Raw genomic sequence first — 17390 nt, 5'->3', positions numbered from 1 at the left:
GCCGCAGGTCGTTCGTCGCGTGCGGGCGCGTGGGGGCTTGTCGCGCCCACGCGGCGCAGCCGCACATCGATACAGTCCCGCCCCCCTTCAGGGCGCTCCTGCGAGCCGCTCCTATGGACCAGCACGACGGGCGGCCCCCGCCCCCTCCTCCTAATGTGGCCGGTATGTGGCGAATAGTCAGCTTCGCCCCCGTTCATGGAGGTATCCCCCATGTCCCTGCGCTCCACCCTCATACGCCTGGCCACCGCCACCGCCGCCTGCGCTCTCGTCAGTTCTGTGGCCGTCTCCCCCGCCCTCGCGGACGACGAGTGGGGTGACGGTGGCGGGGACCCGGGCTTCGGTCAGGGGGGCGAGCACGACCACGACCACGATCACGACCGGCTCGCGCGGGGCGTCGTCACCGCGGAGACGCTGTTTCTGCGCAGTGCGCCGAACCGCGGCAGCCAGGTGATCCGAGTGGCGCACCGGGGCGACCGGGTCTCGATCTTCTGCAAGACCCCGGGCCAGAGCGTCGACGGCGACAACATCTGGTACCTCCTCCCGGACGGCACCTGGGCGTGGGGCTCGGCCCGCTTCATCGACGTCACCAGCCACGAACAGCCGCGCTGGTGCTGACACCCTGAGATCACAAGACCGACTATTTGGGTAGGTTCCGGACATGACCAACGCCGGACCCACCGTGGCACAGGCGGACACCTCGGACACCCCCGTTCCTCCCGTGACCCGCCTGCCCCGGCGCCGTGGCATCGAACTCACCCTCATCGTCGTCGCCGTACTGCTCTGCGTGTACGGCTACTGCGCCGTGGGCCTGGCCAGGAACGGCACCGTCCCGCCCGGCGCCGCCGGTTACGGCGCCGGGCTCGGCGTGCTGGCGCTGCTCGCCCACTGCGCGGTGCGGATGCGGGCGCCGTACGCCGACCCGCTGCTGCTGCCCATCGGCGTGCTGCTCAACGGCATCGGCCTGGTGTTCATCCACCGGCTCGACCTGGAGACCCCCCACGACCAGGCCGCCCCCACCCAACTCGTGTGGTCCACGCTGGGCGTGGCCCTGTTCATCGCGCTGGTGCTGATGCTGCGGGACTACCGGTGGCTCCAGCGGTACGCGTACGTCTGGGTGGTCGCCGCGCTCTTCCTGCTGGCGCTCCCGATCCTCTTCCCGGCCGTGAACGGCGCCCGTATCTGGGTGCGGATCGCGGGATTCTCCATCCAGCCGGGCGAGTTCGCGAAGGTGCTCCTCGCGGTGTTCTTCGCCGCGTATCTGGCGGCCAACCGCAGCGCGCTCGCGTACACCGGACGTCAGGTCTGGCGGTTCAGGAAGGTCCAGCTGCCCAAGGGCCGGGCGCTCGGGCCGATCCTCGCCGTCTGGCTGGTGAGCGTGGGTGTGCTGGTGCTGGAGCGCGATCTCGGCACCTCGCTGCTGTTCTTCGGTCTGTTCGTGGTCCTGCTGTACGTCGCCACCGGGCGCATCGGCTGGATCGCGGTCGGCCTGCTGCTGGCCGCCGCGGGCGCGGTGGCCGTCGGCTGGCTGGAACCGCATGTCAACAGCCGGGTCCAGGACTGGCTGCACCCCTTCGCGACGATCGAGGCGGGACAGGGTCCCAACCAGGTCGCCCAGTCCCTGTTCGCCTTCGCGGCGGGCGGAGTCCTCGGCACGGGCCTCGGCCTCGGCCATGCGATCCTCATCGGCTTCGCGACGAAGTCCGACTTCATCCTCGCGACGGCCGGGGAGGAACTGGGCCTGGTGGGCCTGTCCGCGCTCTTCCTCCTCTACGGCCTCCTCGTGGAGCGCGGTTACCGGGCCGGCCTCGCCCTGCGCGACCCCTTCGGCCGGCTGCTGGCGGTCGGGCTCGCCTCGATCGTGGCGCTCCAGGTGTTCGTGATCGCGGGCGGGGTGACCGGGCTGATCCCGCTGACCGGCATGGCGATGCCGTTCCTCGCGCAGGGCGGCTCGTCACTGGTGACCAACTGGGCGATCGTGGCGCTGCTGATCCGGGTGAGCCATGCGGCGCGGCGGCAGTACAACGGGGAGGTGGCGCCCTGATGGCGAAGCACATCCGGCACGCCGCCTTCTTCTGCGCGCTGCTGCTCGTCGCGCTCCTCGTCAACGCCGTGCGCATCCAGGTCCTCAGCGCCGGCTCCTTCGACGCCAACCCCGCCAACCGCCGTGCCACCATCGCCCGTTACGAGCGGCCGCGCGGCAACATCCTGGTCGGCGGGCGGAGCGTCACCGGCTCCCGGGACTCCGGCGAGCAGCTCCGCTACGAACGGACGTACACGGACGGCCCGTTGTACGCGCCCGTCACCGGCTTCGCCTCGCAGGTCTACGGCACCACGCTGCTGGAGCACACCGGGGACTCCGTGCTGTCCGGCACCGACCCGATGCTCTCGCCGTTCCCCCTGGTGGGCGACCTCACGCGGGCACTGGGCCGGGGCGGCAACGTCGTGACGACGCTCAACCCGGCGGCGCAGCGGGCGGCGTACCAGGGGCTCGGCGGGCGCCGGGGTGCGGTGGCGGCGATCGAGCCGGCGACGGGGCGGGTGCTGGCGCTGGTGTCGAGTCCGTCGTACGACCCGGCCGTGCTGTCGGGGAACGCCGCGGCGACGGAGCGGTCCTGGACGCGGCTGAACGAGGATCCGGACAAGCCGATGCTCAACCGGGCGGTGCGGCAGACGTATCCGCCGGGTTCGACGTTCAAGGTGGTCACCGCGGCGGCCGCGCTGGACGCCGGTGTCGTCCTGGACATCGACCGGCCGACCGAGTCGCCGGATCCCTACCGGCTGCCGGGCACCACGACCATGCTGATGAACGAGGGCGACGGCTGCGAGGACGCGCCGCTGCGGGAGGCCTTCGCGTGGTCCTGCAACACGGTGTTCGCGAAGCTGGGGGTGGATGTGGGGGTGAAGCGGATGGGGGCCGCGGCGAAGGCCTTCGGCTTCAACGACCACGGGCTGCGGATCCCCTTCTCCGTGGCGCCGAGCACCTTCGACACCTCCGTCGACCGGGCGCAGCTCGCGCTGTCGTCGATCGGGCAGTACAACACGCGGGCCACGCCGCTGCAGATGGCGATGGTCGCGGCGGCCGTGGCGAACGCCGGGCAGGTGCGCTCGCCGTATCTGGTGGAGCGGACGACCACGGGCAACGGCGCCACGATGACCACGGCGGGCTCGCGCCCGGTGCGCCAGGCGATGCGCCCGGAGACCGCCGACGTCATGAAGCAGCTGATGGAGGAGGTCGTGACGGAGGGCACCGGCACGAACGCCGCGATCCCCGGCGCGATCGTCGGCGGCAAGACCGGCACGGCCCAGCACGGCCTCGGCAACTCCGGCACGCCGTACGCCTGGTTCGTGTCCTGGGCGCAGAGCGAGCGCGAGGTGCTGCCGAGGGTCGCGGTGGCCGTGGTGGTGGAGGACGCGTCGGCGGACCGCGGGGACATCACCGGGGGCGGGATGGCCGCCCCGATCGCCCGGGAGGTCATGCGGGCGGTACTGAACTCCTCACCCGAGAGCAGCAGTTGAGTGCCGCTCCTGGATCAGCTCGGCCGGCGGGGACGGGCATCGTCCACATGCTGAGACGGGGTCTGGGATCGCCCCGCCCTCCCGACCTATCGTTCGGTCCATGACGACACCCGATGCCGCGTACCACCTCGCCCAGGTCAACATCGGACGCCTCAAAGCCCCTCTGGATTCCCCGCAGTTGAAGGACTTCGTCGACAACCTCGACCCCGTGAACGCCGACGCCGACGCGGCCGACGGTTTCGTCTGGCGGCTGGAGAGCGACTCGGGCAACGCGACGGACGTGCCCGTCCTCGGCGACGAGTGGCTGATCATCAACATGTCGGTGTGGCGCGACAGCAGCGCCCTGACCGCGTACATGTACCAGGGCCGCCACCGCGAGATGCTGGCCCGCCGCCGGGAGTTCTTCGAGCGGGTGCAGGAGGCCATGGTCGTCCTGTGGTGGGTCCCGGCGGGGCACCGGCCGACGGTCGCCGAGGCCGAGCAGCGGCTGCTCCACCTGCGGGCGAACGGCCCCACGCCGTACGCCTTCACCCTGCGGACGTCGTTCCCGCCGGGGGCCCAGGAGGCGGTCGCGGTGACGATCCCGGAGGACCTGGGCTGCCCCGCCTGAGCTCTCCTCCGGTCAGACCGTGTTGACGCCCACGTCAGCCGATCGGCTTCCGCATCTCCGAGCGGATCTGCAGCGTCGTCGCCGCCGCCTTCTCCAGGTCGACGTCGGAGGGATCCTGGCTCATCGTGGCTGTAGCGACCTCAGCGACGGACGCACCCGTGTTGTCGTCGAACCAGCCGCAGAGCGGCACCGTCACCTTCACCCCGAGCTGGGTCTGGGTGACGACCTCGCAGGTGATGACGACACCGCCGGAGCCCTCGGGGTGGAAGTCCTTCGCCGGTACGGCCATCTCGGCGCCCTTGCCGTCCGCGGCGCCGCTCATCATCTCCTTGCGGGTCAGCGCCGGGTGGCTGAACCGGCCGTACATGCCCTCGACCACGAGCGTGCCCCCGCCGTGGTCACCGGCCGGGCCGTAGTGCCCGACGACGGCCCGCACGTCCTTGGCGTCCCAGGCACCGTCCGCCTCGTCTTCGAGCTTCTTCTCCTCCGAGTGGACGTGGTCCTGCGTGAGCTCATAACGGCCGTTCACCAGCGTCTTGGGGAGGGCGAGAGTGAACTTGGCCTCCGGGAAGCCGCCACCCGTCGCCGTCGCCCCGACCATCGCCAGCCCCACGAGGATCGCCACGACCACCGCGACGACCCCGCCCACCATGCCGAGGACCAGCCCGAGCTGCCGTTTCGGCGGGGGCGCGGCCATCGGGGGTACGCCCCAGCCGTACGGCTGGGGCTGAGGGTAGGGGGCACTGCCGTACGGTGGCTGCGGTGCGGGCGGCTGACCGTATGGACCGGCGGTGTAGGGGCCCTGCGGGGGCTGCGCGCCGTAAGGGTTCTGGGGTCCGTAGGGGCCCTGCGAGGGTGGAGGCATGGACACGCCAGCGCACATTACTGCACGTGGGTGACCCGATGTGCCCCCGTCACACCTCGGCCGCCCCCGCCTCGATCGCCCCCTCCACCTCTGCCACCCGCTCCTGCTCCTCCGCCGCGAAGCGCTCCGCGTCCAGCTTCTCGGCGATCTCCTCGTCCTGGGCCATCAACAGGTCCAGGTTGGAGTCGCCCATCTCGAACACGCCCATGTCGACGTACGCCTGTTGCAGCCGCTTGCCCCACAGGCCGATGTCCTTGACGCAGGGGACGATCCGGGAGAACAGCAACTGCCGGAACAGCGCGAGGAATTCCGACTGCTCGCTGTACTCCTCCGCCTCGGCCCTCGGGATGCCGAAGTTCTCCAGGACCTCGACCCCGCGCAGCCGGTCGCGCATCAGGTAGCAGCCCTCGATGACGAACTCCTCGCGCTCGCGCAGTTCGGCGTCGGTGAGCTGCTTGTAGTAGTCGCGCAGCGCCATCCGCCCGAAGGCCACGTGCCGGGCCTCGTCCTGCATGACGTAGGCGAGGATCTGCTTCGGGAGGGGCTTGTCGGTGGTGTCGCGGATCATGCCGAAGGCGGCCAGGGCCAGGCCCTCGATCAGGACCTGCATGCCGAGGTAGGGCATGTCCCAGCGGCTGTCGCGGAGGGTGTCGCCGAGCAGCGACTGGAGGTTGTCGTTGATCGGGTACAGCATCCCGATCTTCTCGTGCAGGAAACGGCCGTAGATCTCCGCGTGCCGTGCCTCGTCCATGGTCTGGGTAGCCGAGTAGAACTTCGCGTCCAGGTCGGGGACCGACTCCACGATCCTCGCCGCGCAGATCATCGCGCCCTGCTCGCCGTGCAGGAACTGGCTGAACTGCCAGGAGGCGTAGTGCTTGCGCAGCTCGCCCTTGTCGTTGTCGGTCATCCTGGCCCAGTGCTTGGTGCCGTACAGCGACATCGCCTCGTCGGGGGTGCCGAGGGGGTCGTACGGATCGACTTCGAGATCCCAGTCGATGCGCCTTTGGCCGTCCCACTGCTTGTCCTTGCCCTTCTGGTACAGAGCGAGCAGGCGGTCGCGACCGTCGTCGTACTCCCAGCTGAAGCGGGCCGCGCCGGTCGCCGGCACCTGCCAGAGAGGGTCTCCCGAGTCCATGGCGTACAGGTCGTAAGTCGGCATGCTTCGCAGGCTCACACGTGGTAGACGCCGGGTCAACAAGTCGCGCGCAGGGGATTGACGAGCTTGCTGACAAGCAGTCTCATAAGCGGTGGAGGATGTGACCCCGGGTAACAGAGGTGGGAACGATGACGACCCTGACGGAAGCCGACGCGCTGGACGGTCTGCGCGACGCGCTCGGGCTGCTCAAGGACCGCGAACAGGTGGCCGAACGGCTCCTCGCCTCCTCCGCCAAGCACTCCTTCGACCCGGACAAGGAGCTGGACTGGGACGCGCCCTTCGAGGAGGGCAAGTGGTTCTGGCCGCCGGAGCTGGTGTCGCTGTACGACACGCCCCTGTGGAAGCGGATGGGCGAGGAGCAGCGGATCCTGCTCTCGCAGCACGAGGCGGCGGCGCTGGCCTCGCTCGGGATCTGGTTCGAGCTGATCCTCATGCAGCTGCTGGTACGGCACATCTACGACAAGGCGGCCACGAGCGCGCATGTGCGGTACGCGCTCACCGAGATCGAGGACGAGTGCCGGCACTCGAAGATGTTCGCGCGGCTGATCTCGCGCGGGGACGCGCCGTGGTATCCGGTGGCCCGGGTGCACCAGAACCTGGGGCGGCTGTTCAAGACGATCTCGACCACGCCCGGGTCCTTCACGGCCACCCTCCTCGGTGAGGAGGTGCTCGACTGGATGCAGCGGCTGACGTTCCCGGACGAGCGGGTGCAGCCGCTGATCAGGGGGGTCACGCGGATCCATGTCGTGGAGGAGGCCCGGCATGTGCGCTACGCGCGGGAGGAACTGCGGCGGCAGATGGTGACCGCGCCGCGCTGGTCGCAGGAGTTCACGCGGGTCACCTCCGGTGAGTTTGCGCGGGTGTTCTCGGTGGCGTTCATCAACCCCGAGGTCTATACCAATGTGGGGCTGGACAAGCGGGAGGCGATGGCGCAGGTTCGCAGCAGCGGGCACCGGAGGGAAGTCATGCAGACCGGTGCGAAGAGGTTGACCGACTTCCTGGACGACATCGGGGTGCTGCGGGGTGTCGGCCGACGGCTCTGGAAGAGCTCGGGGCTGCTGGCCTGATGCAGTCTGCGGTCGCTGGGGGCTTCTCGCGCAGTTCCCCGCGCCCCTGAAGGGGCGCGGGGCTGTGACATATGCGGCTCCGCCGCGTGGGCGCGACCAGCCACGACGCACCCGCACCCGGCCGACTACCCTGCGAGGCATGACCCCCTCCGCCCCGGCCTACCGTCGACTCAGTGTCGAAGAGCGCCGCAGCCAGCTTCTCGAAGCAGCGCTGAACCTCTTCGCCCATCGCGTCCCCGAGGACGTTTCTCTCGACGACGTTGCGGAGGCGGCGGGGGTGTCGCGGCCCTTGGTGTACCGGTACTTTCCAGGCGGCAAGCAGCAACTGTACGAGGCTGCACTCAGGTCGGCCGCCGAAGAGCTCGAAACGTGCTTCGACGAGGCGCGGGTCGGCCCGCTGCTGCCCCGGCTGGCCCGGGCCCTCGACCGGTATCTCGCGTTCGTCGACCAGCACGACGCCGGGTTCAGTGCGCTGCTGCAGGGCGGCAGCGTGGTGGAGACGTCCCGGACGACCGCCATCGTGGACGGGGTGCGGCGGGCCGCCGCCGAGCACATTCTGAGCCATCTGGAGGTCCCGGACCCCGGGCTGCTGCTGCGCATGACCGTGCGGATGTGGATCACCGCGGTCGAGGCGGCCTCCCTGATCTGGCTCGACGAGGGCAAGCGGCCGCCGCTCGACGAGCTGCGGGACTGGCTGGTCGAGCAGTTCGTGGCCGTCCTCTCGGTGACCGCGGCCCGCGACCCGCAGACCGCCGCGCTGGTGCGGGCGCTGGCCGAGGATGTCTGAGACTGGTGCCGTGAAGAGCGAAGAGACACCGTTCGAGGGCGGGCCGATGGACGGCCGGGTGCTGCCGGTCCTCGTGGGCCCCACCGGGCACCCGCCCAAGACGTACCGCATCCCCGTGCCGGACGCGGCGGGCGGCCAGCCCACCGTGCTGGTCTACCGGCGCGTCCCGCGCGGCCACAGCAAGCGGCTCGGGCTGCCACAGGGCTGGAAGTACGCGTACGACCCCGAGGGCAGGCCGAGCGACCGGCTGAAGTGGCCGTGGTCCAAGCCGGACGCCGATCCAGACGCCACGCCGGGCCGCAAGCCGGACGACACGGACGGGTGACGAGGTTGCGCCGATCAGCGCACACGCGGCGCGTCATCGGTCGCGGGGACGTCAACACCTGACTGTGCGGAGCAGAGAGGCTGCCCCGCACCGGAGGTGATGATGTGTCAGGAAAGCTCCTGCGTCTGGTCTGCACGGTGGCGATGGCCGCCGGCGCTCTCCTCGTGCCGCCGCCCGCCGCGGCCGTACCCGGGGCGGAGCCCGGCGGGGGTACCGTCGCCCAGCAGCTGACGGATCTTCAGCGGCTGTACCGGGAGGCCGAGAAGGCCACCGAGACCTACGACGCCACCGCGGAGAAGCTGACGAAGCAGCGCGTGGAAGTGGCCCGCCTCGACCGCGAACTGTCCCTTGCCCGCCGCTCGCTGCACGACAGCCGCATCGCCGCCGGACGGCTGGCCAGACAGCAGTACCAGGACAGCACCGAGATCTCCGCCTATGTACGTCTGCTGCTCGCCCGCAACCCCCAGCAGGCGCTCGACCAGGGGCATGTGATCGGCCAGTTGGCGCGGGAGCGGGTCGAGGCGGTCGGCCGGCTGACCGCGAGCGAGAAGCAGGCCGGCGAGCTGGACCGCCGGGCGCGCAGGGCCCTCGACGAACAACTCGCCCTCGCCGAACGGCAGAGGAAGGACCGCGACGACGTACAGGCACGTCTGAAGGACGTCGAGAAGCTCCTCGCCTCCCTCACCCCGCAACAGCTGGCGGCGCTCGGCGAGTTGGAGAAGAAGGGCACCGCCGCGGCGCAACAGCGGCTGATGGCGTCCGGTGTGCTGAGCGGCGAGCGCCGTCCGTCACGGAAGGGCGCCCGGGCCCTCGGATACGCCGTGCGGCAGCTCGGGAAGCCGTACCGGTGGGGGGCCGAGGGCCCGAAGTCGTACGACTGCTCGGGCCTGACCTCCCAGGCCTGGGCCAGGGCCGGCAGGCCGATCCCCCGCACCAGCCAGGAGCAGTGGGCGCGGCTGCCGCGGATCCCGCTGAAGAAGCTGCGCCCGGGCGACCTGGTGATCTACTTCCCGGAGGCCACGCATGTGGCGATGTACCTGGGCGAGGGCATGATGATCCAGGCACCGCGGACCGGCGAGACGGTCAGGGTCTCGCCGCTCGCGTCCTACCCGATCCTGGGAGCCGTGCGCCCGGACCGGCGCCCCAAGAAGGCCTAGCCGGTCACTTCCGCGAGGTAGGCGGCCGTCTTCTCGGGCTCGTAGAAGAAGTTCTCGAAGTCGGCCGGGTCGTTGAAGCCGTTGGCGAAGCGGTCGGCGACCGGTTGGAGCTGGCCGGCGGCGCCGATCAGGTTGAGGATGTGCTCCGGCGGCGGGGCGAGCATCGCGTTCGTCCACTTGGTGACGTGCCGGGCGGTCTCCCAGTAGCGGTCGAACGTGGCCTGCATCCAGGTCTCGTCGAACTCCTTCTCGCCGTTCTCCAGGATCGACGCGAGATACGAAGCCGCGCACTTGGAGGCGGAGTTGGAGCCCTGACCGGTGATCGGGTCGTTGGCGACGACGACGTCCGCGACGCCGAGGACCAGTCCGCCGCCGGGCAGCCGGCCGATGGGGTTGCGGACGGTGGGGGCGTAGCGGCCGGCCAGCACGCCGCCCGCGTCGGTCAGTTCGACCCCCTTGGCCCGCTCGAACTCCCAGGGCGTGAACTTCTCCATGAGTTCCAGGGTCAGGGAGAGGTGCTCCGCCGGGTCCTTGACGCCGTTGAAGACGTCGAGCGGGCCGCCGGGTATGCCCTCCCAGAAGAGGATGTCGGCGCGGCCGGAGGTGGTGAGCGTCGGCATGACGAACAGCTCGCCCACGCCCGGGACCAGGTTGCAGCGGACCGCGTCGTAGTCCGGGTGTTCCGGGCGGGGGCCGAGGCCGTGGACGTACGAGACGGCCAGGGCGCGCTGCGGCTCGGCGTACGGCGAACGGGAGGCGTCCCGGCCGAACATGGACACCAGCTCGCCCTTGCCCGCCGAGACGAGGACCAGGTCGTAGGTACGGGAGAAGTAGTCGAGGTCGGAGACCGCCGCGCCGTGGATGACCAGCTGGCCGCCGCGCTGGGCGAAGGTCTCCATCCAGCCGGCCATCTTCACCCGCTGGTCCACCGACTGCGCATACCCGTCCAGCTTGCCCACCCAGTCGATCACGCGCTGCGTCGGACCCGGGTCGTGCGAGCCGGGGGCCGCGACCGAGACGCCGAGTCCTTCGATCTTCGGGGCCTGGGACTCCCAGAAGTTCAGCTGGAGATCGCGCTCGTGCTGCAGTGCCGTGTGGAACATGCACTGCGTCGACATGACCCGGCCGGAGCGGATCTCGTCCGCCGTCCGGTTCGACATCAGGGTGACCTCGTACCCGTGCGACTGGAGTCCGAGGGCGATCTGGAGACCGGACTGGCCGGCTCCTACGACGAGTATCTTCCGCATACGGGGCTGTTCTCCTACTCGGGGACTGCTGGGGGGCGGCCGGGGCTACTCGGGGGTGACGTCCAGCGCGTGGCCCACCAGGGACAGCAGGGTCTCGATCACCGAGATCCGGCGGCGCGCGTCCATGATCATTACAGGTATGTGCGCGGGGATCGTCAACGCCTCCCGCACGTCCTCCGGTTCGAACAGCTCGCTGCCGTCGAAGTGGTTGACCGCGACGACGTACGGCAGTCCGCAGCTCTCGAAGTAGTCCAGCGCGGGGAAGCAGTCCTTCAGGCGACGGGTGTCGGCCATCACGACCGCGCCGATCGCGCCGCGCACCAGGTCGTCCCACATGAACCAGAACCGCTGCTGGCCCGGCGTGCCGAACAGATAGAGCACCAGGTCGTCGTCGAGCGTGAGACGGCCGAAGTCCATGGCCACGGTGGTGGTCAGCTTGCCCGGTGTGGCGGTGAGGTCGTCGGTCTCCTCGCTCGCCTCGGTCATCAGCGCCTCGGTCTGCAGGGGCGTGATCTCCGAGACGGCGGTGACCAGGGTGGTCTTGCCGACGCCGAAACCGCCCGCCACGACTATCTTCGTCGCGATCGGGGCCCGGGTGCGGTCCGTCTGCCAGGACTTCAGGTCCTCGTCGGTGTCCGCGAAGGCGGTGTCTCTAAAGGCGACGGAGTCCACTCAGCACCCTTTCCAGCAGAGCGCGGTCCGGGCGGCCCGTGCCGTGACCGGTACCTGTTCCGTACACGCGGATCCTGCCCTGGTCCGCGAGATCGCTGAGCAAGACCCGGACCACGCCCAGCGGCATCTTCAGCAGTGCTGCGATCTCGGCCACCGTGCGCATACGGCGGCACAGTTCGACGATGGCCTGCATCTCGGGCATGACCCGGGTGCTGAGGGAACCATTCGTCAGCTCTTTGCGCTCCTCCGGGGCGTCGAGCGCCGCCACGAACGTCTCCACGAGGAGGACGTGGCCGAAGCGGGTACGGCCGCCGGTCAGCGAGTAGGGGCGCACCCGGGCCGGCTTGCGGTCGCCGCCGCGAACGGGCAGCTTCTTGGGCGAACTGCTCATCGGTGGCTCCCGGCGGACTCCGACTCCAGGGATTTTCGTAGCTCGCTGCGGAGTTCCGGCGTCAGGACATGGCCGGCGCGGCCCACGAACAGGGCCATGTGGTACGCCACCACGCTCATGTCGCAGTCCGCGGAGCCGTGCACGCCGAGCAGCGAGCCGTCGCTGATCGACATCACGAACAGGCTGCCCTCGTCCATCGCGACCATCGTGTGCTTCACGGCGCCGCCGTCCATCAGCTTGGCCGCGCCGATGGTGAGGCTGCCGATGCCGGAGACGATGGTGGCGAGGTCGGCGGAGGAGCCCCGGGGGCCGGTCCGCCGCTGCTTGGCCTGGTCCTTGGCCGCTGCGTTCCGGCCGGGGTCGGAGGAGAGCAGGAGCAGGCCGTCCGAGGAGACCACCGCTACTGACTGGATGCCCGGCACCTCCTCGACCAGGTTCGTCAGCAGCCAGTGCAGGTTGCGGGCTTCACTGCTCAGTCCGAAGGTACTGGGCGCGGTCAACTGCTTGCCTCCTCGACGGTGCCCCCCGTGGTTTCTTCGGATACGGCTGGTGCGGTGCCCGGCATCTGGTTCTGGGCGGTCTGTTCGGCGATCTCCGCCTCCACGGCGCGGTAGCCGGCCTGGGCGCCGGTGCGGAAGCCGCCGAGTCGTCGGCGGAGGGCGTCCGCGTCCACCGTGCGGGGGCGCTGGGGCGCGGACTCGGTCGGTGCGGTGATCTTGGGGGTGCGCTTGGGGAGGCCCTTGTCGGTGAGCTGCTCCTCGTCCGGGGCGCGGGTGTGTTCCGCCTCGGCTTCGCCTTCGGCGGGGATGTTCCCAGCCGCATCACCCGTACCACTTTCGTCGTCGGGTGCGGGTGGCCCCTGTGGGGCTGACTCGCCGTCGGCGCCTGGCGGTCGGGCTTGGGGCGGGATCATCCCGGAGGCGAGGGGCGGGTGGACCTCGGTCGCCTCGGGCACGGGCCCGCCCTGGCTCTCCGCCTCCTCGGCGACCGGCCGCCCATGGGCCTCCGCCCCCTCGGCGGCCGACGGGCCCTCATGGGCCTCGGGCGCCAGGTCCGGGAGCAGGAGTTCCATCGTGGTTTCGGCCGGCGTGGGCGCCTCGTGCTGGAGTGCCTTCTCCGCCAGGGCCACCAGGGGGTCCGTCGGCTTCGGGCGGGCGGGCAGCTCGTTGGAGTTGGCCTCCGCGTCCGCCCCCGGGAGGGAGAAGCCGAGCGTGCCGCCGGGCCCCGGCGAGGCCGACGACGGGACCGCGGCGGAGGGGGCCGCCGCCAGCAGGGGGCTCGGGAGGACCACCACCGCCGCCACGCCGCCCTGCTTCTGCTCGCGCAGCTGGACGCGGACGCCGTGGCGGTGGGCGAGGCGGGCGACGACGTAGAGGCCGAGACCCAGACCCTCCTCGCCCTCCTGGTCGTAGGGGGACTCGGGGTCGAACTCGGCGAGGCGGGTGTTGAGGCGGGTCAGGCGGTCGCTCGTCATCCCGATGCCCTCGTCCTGGACGGAGAGCATGACCTCGCCGTTCTCCAGGAGCCAGCCGGAGACCTCGACGGGCAGGTCCGGCGGGGAGAACGAGGTGGCGTTCTCCATCAGTTCGGCCAGCAGGTGGGAGAGGTCGTCCGCGGCGAAGCCCGCCACATGCGCGTGCGGCGGCAGCACGGCGATGCGGACGCGCTCGTACCGTTCGATCTCGCTGACCGCGGCGCGCACGACGTCGACGAGCGGGACAGGTCCCGCGTGCTGCTGGACGTGCTCGGTGCCGGCGAGGACCAGGAGGTTCTCGCTGTGGCGGCGCATGACCGTCGCGAAGTGGTCCAGCTTGAAGAGGGTGGCGAGGCGCTCGGGGTCCTGTTCGCGCTCCTCCAGGCTCTCGATGACGGCGAGCTGGCGCTCGACCAGGCCCAGGGTGCGCAGGGAGAGGTTCACGAAGGTGCCGCCGATGCTCTCCCGCAGCCGCTCCAGCCGGGCCGCCGATTCACCGAGTTCGGCGCGCAGCTCCTCACGGGCGTCCGCCATCTTCTGGCGCTGGCCGACGAGGTGCTTGCGGTCGGCCTCCAGCGTGACGATGCGCTCGCTGAGGGCCGCGGCGTGCGCGTGCAGGGCGTTGACGGAGCGGACGACCTGCGCGAACTCGTCGTTGCGGCCGGTGAAGGTGACCGGTTCCTCGGCGGCGGGGTCCGCCGCCCCGGCGAGCCGGGCCGAGCCACGGCGCAGCACGGACAGCGGCCGGGTGAGGGTGCGGGCCATCGCCGTGGCGATGCCGACGGCGAGCAGCATCAGGGCGCCGAGGACGGCGATCCGCAGCTCCAGCGCGCTGACGTCGTCGTCGCGCAACTGGGCCAGGTCCTTGGTACGGCGGTCGTAGAGGGCGGACTCCGCGCCGCGCATCGCGTCGATACGGGCGGAGAGCGCGGCGTCGACCTTCGAGGCGCTGGTGCCGAGTTCGGACTCGGAGAGCGTCGGCTGGTCGGTGAGCCTGGCCAGGTACTTCTCGGCGGAGTTGACCTCCGGGCCGGTGACCGTGGAGTCGTACGACGTCCGGGCGGTCTTGGTCGCCGTGTCGTGGAAGTCGGCGAGGGCGGCGTCGGAGCGCAGCCTGGCCTGCTGGGCGGCTGCGGCCAGCGCATTGCGCTGCTTGGTCTCGGTGGCCGAGGAGGAGGTGACCGTGGTCGGCAGTCCGGTGACCGGGCTGATGACCGTCTGGGTGGTGCTGGGCACGTTGAGGGCCGCGAGGAGCAGGCCGCGGGCGGCGGCGGCCTGCTGCACCGCCGTGTCCAGCTCGGCGAGGGCGTACGCGCCCGATCCGGCGCGGGGCGGCATCTGCTGCGCCAGCTGCTCGGCGAGCCGGTGCAGTTCGGTGATGGCGGCGGAGTAGGCGTCGTGCGTCTGCAGGGCGTCGCTCTTGCCGGTGAGCGCGGCGCGGCGCAGCGCGGCGATGCCGTCGAGGTCGCCGCGGAGGGCGGCGGGGGTGTCGGTGTCCTGCTGGAGCTCCTCGACCTGCCGGTCGACGCGGGCGCTGCGCTGCTCGGAGGGCGCCTTGGACTTGGGCCGTCCGGCGGCGATGTAGGACGTCACCTCGTCCCGCTCGTCGGCGAGCGAATGAGCCAGGGCGAGCGCGTTCTGGGTCTGCCCGGCGAGCGTCACCAGGTGCTGGGAGTCGCTGAGCTGCCCGGAGGCGGTGAGGACGGAAGGGACGCCGGCCCCGGCTATCGCGGCGGCCACCACGGCCACGGCGACGACGAGCCGGTTGCGTACATGCGTGGGCCGGCCCTTGCCGGTGGTGGTGCCGGTGCTGCCGGACGGGTGCTCCACGCCCGCTGCGGGGTCCGTCTGCTTGCCTGTGCGACGAGGCCGCGTCTTCTGCACCGGTGCTCGCAATCCTGACTCGTGGTACTCATGGGCCCGGGTGTGACGCTCCGTCAACTGAAGTCGACTCTACGTACGCCCAGTACGGTGCCGACCCTCCCAGTGCCGGTGGGCAGTGGACGAGCATCACCTGACCCGCCACCCGAAGGAGTGAACATCGGAGGAGAGTTGGCGGGCAAGTTCCTGGGAATGGTTCAGCGGCCCTGTACGGCAGGCCGGTTGGACGTCCGCGCCGGGCGGTGGCACTATTCGCCGACACGGCTTCCCGGAACGCCGGATTCCACCCCAAACGGGGCGCCTGACCTGCGCGAGTGAGTCAATTCGGGGACCGATGCCAGGCTTTGGCGAACCTTGTGAAGACGTCGTGCAGACTGGCCGAATGCATACGGAACTTGTCTCGGAGCCGGGTGATCCCACCCACCCCAACGAGGACTTCGCCGCGGCCACGCTCCCCGCTTCCGGCCGGGGCGGCACCCTCGTCGTCCTGGACGGTGTGACGCCACCGCGCGGCGAGACGGGCTGTCTGCATTCAGTCCCTTGGTACACGTCCCGTCTCGGCGGCGCCCTGACCGAACTGACCGTTTCCCTCCCGGATGTTCCGCTGCAGGAGGCGCTGGCCCGGGCCATCAGTCGTACGGCCGAGGCCCACGCGGCCACCTGTGACCTTTCTCACCCACGCACCCCACAGGCGACGGTGGTCGTGGCGCGGTGGGGCATGGAGACGCTGGAGTACCTGGTCCTGTCGGACTCGGCCCTGCTGGTGGAGTCACCGGAGGGCACGGTCACATCCCTCCTGGACGACCGCCTGTCCCGGCTGCCGCGCTCGTCCCTCGCCACGGACGCCCTCGTGGACTCGACGGTCCGGAACAAGGAGGGCGGCTTCTTTACGGCCGCCGCCGATCCGTCGGTGGCGGCGCGGGCGGTGACGGGCGTGCTGTCACGGGGCGACGTGCGGGCCCTGGCCGCCCTGACGGACGGCGCCACCCGGTGGGTGGAGAAGTTCGGGGAGGGCGACTGGGCGGACTGCTTCCGTCTTGTGCGGAAGGAGGGGGCGCAGGCGCTGGTCGACCGGGTACGGATGCTGGAGCGGGCCGATGCGGAGGAGCGGAGGTATCTGCGGCGCAGCAAGACGCACGATGACGCGACGGTCGTGTACGTGGAGTTGTGAGCCGGTGGGCTACTTGACGGCGTTGCGTATGAACGCCGTCCAGGCGCCGGCAGAGACGATCACGACCGGGCCTTCCTGAACCTTGCTGTCGCGGACGGGGACGATGCCGGGGAGGCCGTCGGCGACCTCCACGCACTCTCCGCCTTCCGCGTTGCTGTACGAGGACTTGTGCCAGCAAGCGGACCGCAGGTCGTGCGTGCCGTTCATGGTGTGAAGTCCTCCGCGAGTAGGCGATCGACAAAGCCCAGGGACGCTTCCGGGGACATGGCTGCGGCCCTGGCCAGATCGTATGACTTGGCGATGCTCGCGACTACGGCCGGATCCTCGATCAGTTGGCCGGTGTGGGCAGTCTCCGTGTAGGCGGCGGACGGCTCCTCGGCGAAGGTCATGACCCTCATCGGGCCGTACATGAGGGGGGTCATCCCGGCCGAGAACGGCAGGACCTGGATGACCGCCTGATGGTTCCGGGAGACGCCGGCGATGTGTTCCAGTTGTTCGCACATCACCTCGGTTCCGCCCACATGAGTGCGCAGCACGGCCTCATGGATGACGAACCACAGCTCGGGTTCCAGAGGGTTCTTGAGCAGAGCCCGAGCCCGCTCCTGCCGTGCGCCGACGATTTGCTCGATCTCCTGCTCGCCCACCAGGGGCCGGAGCGAACGAATGAAGGCCCGCGTGAAGGCGGGCGTCTGGAGAAGCCCCGGCACGACGGTCGTGGCGAAGTCGCAGATGGTCAGGGCCCGTTGCTCCAGCTCGGCTGCCGCCGCGAAATAGACCGCGAACTTGGACCCCTTGAGAACGGCCCCGCACAACCGCCGGAAGAACCCGTCCGTCTTCAGGACGGAGTCGATCTGCTCGGACAGGTCCAACTGCGGGCTGCGGGCGGCCATTTCCAGGTACCCGATGTACGCCCCCGAGCAGAACACGAGGTCTCCGAGCCCGGACTGCGACAGCCCCGCCTCCTCGCGGCGCCGCCTGAGCTCGGCACCGTAGAACTCCTTCATCGAGGCGGGGTCAAGATTCTTCGGCTGAGGCATGCTTCCGAGAATAGGCACGCATCGGAGCCGATCG

The 17390-nt window shown here is 70.5% G+C and carries 18 protein-coding genes; 9 read left to right on the top strand and 9 right to left on the bottom strand.

Features of this window, described 5'->3' with window-relative positions:
• Positions 1–210 precede the first annotated feature (210 nt).
• The 4 genes from ACWC1K_RS25750 (at position 211) to ACWC1K_RS25735 (ending at position 4126) form a co-directional block, all read left to right on the top strand.
• Complete coding sequence (locus ACWC1K_RS25750) at positions 211–615, top strand: SH3 domain-containing protein (RefSeq protein WP_450834584.1); 405 nt, start codon at positions 211–213, stop codon at positions 613–615.
• 43 nt (positions 616–658) lie between these two features.
• The gene (locus ACWC1K_RS25745) at positions 659–2041 is read left to right on the top strand and encodes an FtsW/RodA/SpoVE family cell cycle protein (protein WP_450834583.1); all 1383 of its coding nucleotides are present in this window, start codon (positions 659–661) and stop codon (positions 2039–2041) included.
• Positions 2041–3516 carry a penicillin-binding transpeptidase domain-containing protein gene (locus tag ACWC1K_RS25740; RefSeq protein WP_450834582.1) on the top strand — a complete coding sequence of 492 codons (1476 nt, stop codon included), beginning with the start codon at positions 2041–2043 and terminating at the stop codon, positions 3514–3516. Before ACWC1K_RS25745 ends, ACWC1K_RS25740 begins: the two co-directional genes overlap by 1 nt.
• A 100-nt stretch (positions 3517–3616) precedes the next feature.
• Entirely contained in the window at positions 3617–4126 is a 510-nt protein-coding gene (locus ACWC1K_RS25735) for a DUF3291 domain-containing protein (protein ID WP_450834580.1), read from the top strand.
• A gap of 34 nt (positions 4127–4160) precedes the next feature.
• Here the strand turns inward: ACWC1K_RS25735 and ACWC1K_RS25730 are convergent, their stop codons facing one another.
• Both ACWC1K_RS25730 and ACWC1K_RS25725 read right to left on the bottom strand, forming a co-directional pair.
• Positions 4161–4991, bottom strand: a complete 831-nt coding sequence (locus ACWC1K_RS25730) for a hypothetical protein (RefSeq protein ID WP_450834783.1) — start codon at positions 4989–4991, stop codon at positions 4161–4163.
• 49 nt (positions 4992–5040) lie between these two features.
• Positions 5041–6150 carry a ferritin-like domain-containing protein gene (locus tag ACWC1K_RS25725; RefSeq protein ID WP_450834578.1) on the bottom strand — a complete coding sequence of 370 codons (1110 nt, stop codon included), beginning with the start codon at positions 6148–6150 and terminating at the stop codon, positions 5041–5043.
• A 125-nt stretch (positions 6151–6275) separates the two neighbouring features.
• Here ACWC1K_RS25725 and ACWC1K_RS25720 point away from each other — a divergent pair, with 125 nt between their 5' ends.
• The 4 genes from ACWC1K_RS25720 to ACWC1K_RS25705 all read left to right on the top strand — a co-directional run bounded on the left by ACWC1K_RS25720 (position 6276) and on the right by ACWC1K_RS25705 (position 9483).
• A complete protein-coding gene (locus ACWC1K_RS25720; protein WP_450834576.1) occupies positions 6276–7214 on the top strand; it encodes an AurF N-oxygenase family protein in 939 nt (312 codons plus the stop codon).
• Between the two features lie 139 nt (positions 7215–7353).
• Positions 7354–8001 (top strand): TetR/AcrR family transcriptional regulator, encoded by a 648-nt coding sequence (locus ACWC1K_RS25715; protein WP_450834575.1) that lies wholly within the window; start codon positions 7354–7356, stop codon positions 7999–8001.
• Between the two features lie 10 nt (positions 8002–8011).
• Positions 8012–8326, top strand: coding sequence for a hypothetical protein (locus ACWC1K_RS25710; protein ID WP_450834573.1), 315 nt, complete (start codon positions 8012–8014; stop codon positions 8324–8326).
• 104 nt (positions 8327–8430) lie between these two features.
• Positions 8431–9483, top strand: coding sequence for an NlpC/P60 family protein (locus ACWC1K_RS25705; protein WP_450834572.1), 1053 nt, complete (start codon positions 8431–8433; stop codon positions 9481–9483).
• Here ACWC1K_RS25705 and ACWC1K_RS25700 read toward each other — a convergent pair.
• Genes ACWC1K_RS25700 through ACWC1K_RS25680 form a run of 5 tightly spaced genes read right to left on the bottom strand, consistent with a single transcriptional unit; the run spans position 9480 to position 15151 of the window.
• A complete protein-coding gene (locus ACWC1K_RS25700) occupies positions 9480–10730 on the bottom strand; it encodes a styrene monooxygenase/indole monooxygenase family protein (RefSeq protein ID WP_450834570.1) in 1251 nt (416 codons plus the stop codon). The genes ACWC1K_RS25705 and ACWC1K_RS25700 overlap by 4 nt on opposite strands.
• Positions 10731–10775: 45 nt before the next feature.
• Positions 10776–11402, bottom strand: coding sequence for a GTP-binding protein (locus tag ACWC1K_RS25695; RefSeq protein WP_030928821.1), 627 nt, complete (start codon positions 11400–11402; stop codon positions 10776–10778).
• Complete coding sequence (locus ACWC1K_RS25690; protein WP_450834568.1) at positions 11383–11793, bottom strand: DUF742 domain-containing protein; 411 nt, start codon at positions 11791–11793, stop codon at positions 11383–11385. Before ACWC1K_RS25690 ends, ACWC1K_RS25695 begins: the two co-directional genes overlap by 20 nt.
• Positions 11790–12293: a roadblock/LC7 domain-containing protein gene (locus tag ACWC1K_RS25685; RefSeq protein WP_450834567.1), complete on the bottom strand. Its 504-nt coding sequence runs from the start codon at positions 12291–12293 to the stop codon at positions 11790–11792. The genes ACWC1K_RS25690 and ACWC1K_RS25685 overlap by 4 nt, the downstream gene beginning before the upstream one ends.
• A complete protein-coding gene (locus ACWC1K_RS25680; protein WP_450834565.1) occupies positions 12290–15151 on the bottom strand; it encodes a nitrate- and nitrite sensing domain-containing protein in 2862 nt (953 codons plus the stop codon). Before ACWC1K_RS25680 ends, ACWC1K_RS25685 begins: the two co-directional genes overlap by 4 nt.
• A 379-nt stretch (positions 15152–15530) precedes the next feature.
• Between ACWC1K_RS25680 and ACWC1K_RS25675 the strand changes: the two genes are divergently transcribed.
• Positions 15531–16319, top strand: a complete 789-nt coding sequence (locus tag ACWC1K_RS25675; RefSeq protein ID WP_450834563.1) for a protein phosphatase 2C domain-containing protein — start codon at positions 15531–15533, stop codon at positions 16317–16319.
• Positions 16320–16328: 9 nt separating this feature from the next.
• Here ACWC1K_RS25675 and ACWC1K_RS25670 read toward each other — a convergent pair whose 3' ends face one another.
• Together ACWC1K_RS25670 and ACWC1K_RS25665 are read right to left on the bottom strand one after the other, a co-directional pair.
• Complete coding sequence (locus ACWC1K_RS25670; RefSeq protein ID WP_450834562.1) at positions 16329–16526, bottom strand: DUF397 domain-containing protein; 198 nt, start codon at positions 16524–16526, stop codon at positions 16329–16331.
• The gene (locus tag ACWC1K_RS25665; RefSeq protein ID WP_450834560.1) at positions 16523–17356 is read right to left on the bottom strand and encodes a helix-turn-helix domain-containing protein; all 834 of its coding nucleotides are present in this window, start codon (positions 17354–17356) and stop codon (positions 16523–16525) included. Before ACWC1K_RS25665 ends, ACWC1K_RS25670 begins: the two co-directional genes overlap by 4 nt.
• Positions 17357–17390 lie beyond the last annotated feature (34 nt).

The sequence above is a fragment of the Streptomyces sp. NPDC001492 genome (assembly GCF_053597275.1).
Note: the sequence above shows the minus strand (reverse complement) of the source record. Positions and strands in the feature narration are given on the sequence as shown.

Bases quoted from the DNA above. Each gene is read 5' to 3' on its own strand.
- ACWC1K_RS25665 (WP_450834560.1), bottom strand. From the start codon at position 17,356: ATGCCTCAGCCGAAGAATCTTGACCCCGCCTCGATGAAGGAGTTCTAC.
- ACWC1K_RS25725 (WP_450834578.1), bottom strand. From the start codon at position 6,150: ATGCCGACTTACGACCTGTACGCCATGGACTCGGGAGACCCTCTCTGG.
- ACWC1K_RS25745 (WP_450834583.1), top strand. From the start codon at position 659: ATGACCAACGCCGGACCCACCGTGGCACAGGCGGACACCTCGGACACC.
- ACWC1K_RS25735 (WP_450834580.1), top strand. From the start codon at position 3,617: ATGACGACACCCGATGCCGCGTACCACCTCGCCCAGGTCAACATCGGA.
- ACWC1K_RS25675 (WP_450834563.1), top strand. From the start codon at position 15,531: ATGCATACGGAACTTGTCTCGGAGCCGGGTGATCCCACCCACCCCAAC.
- ACWC1K_RS25715 (WP_450834575.1), top strand. From the start codon at position 7,354: ATGACCCCCTCCGCCCCGGCCTACCGTCGACTCAGTGTCGAAGAGCGC.
- ACWC1K_RS25740 (WP_450834582.1), top strand. From the start codon at position 2,041: ATGGCGAAGCACATCCGGCACGCCGCCTTCTTCTGCGCGCTGCTGCTC.
- ACWC1K_RS25730 (WP_450834783.1), bottom strand. From the start codon at position 4,991: ATGCCTCCACCCTCGCAGGGCCCCTACGGACCCCAGAACCCTTACGGC.
- ACWC1K_RS25720 (WP_450834576.1), top strand. From the start codon at position 6,276: ATGACGACCCTGACGGAAGCCGACGCGCTGGACGGTCTGCGCGACGCG.
- ACWC1K_RS25700 (WP_450834570.1), bottom strand. From the start codon at position 10,730: ATGCGGAAGATACTCGTCGTAGGAGCCGGCCAGTCCGGTCTCCAGATC.
- ACWC1K_RS25690 (WP_450834568.1), bottom strand. From the start codon at position 11,793: ATGAGCAGTTCGCCCAAGAAGCTGCCCGTTCGCGGCGGCGACCGCAAG.
- ACWC1K_RS25750 (WP_450834584.1), top strand. From the start codon at position 211: ATGTCCCTGCGCTCCACCCTCATACGCCTGGCCACCGCCACCGCCGCC.
- ACWC1K_RS25670 (WP_450834562.1), bottom strand. From the start codon at position 16,526: ATGAACGGCACGCACGACCTGCGGTCCGCTTGCTGGCACAAGTCCTCG.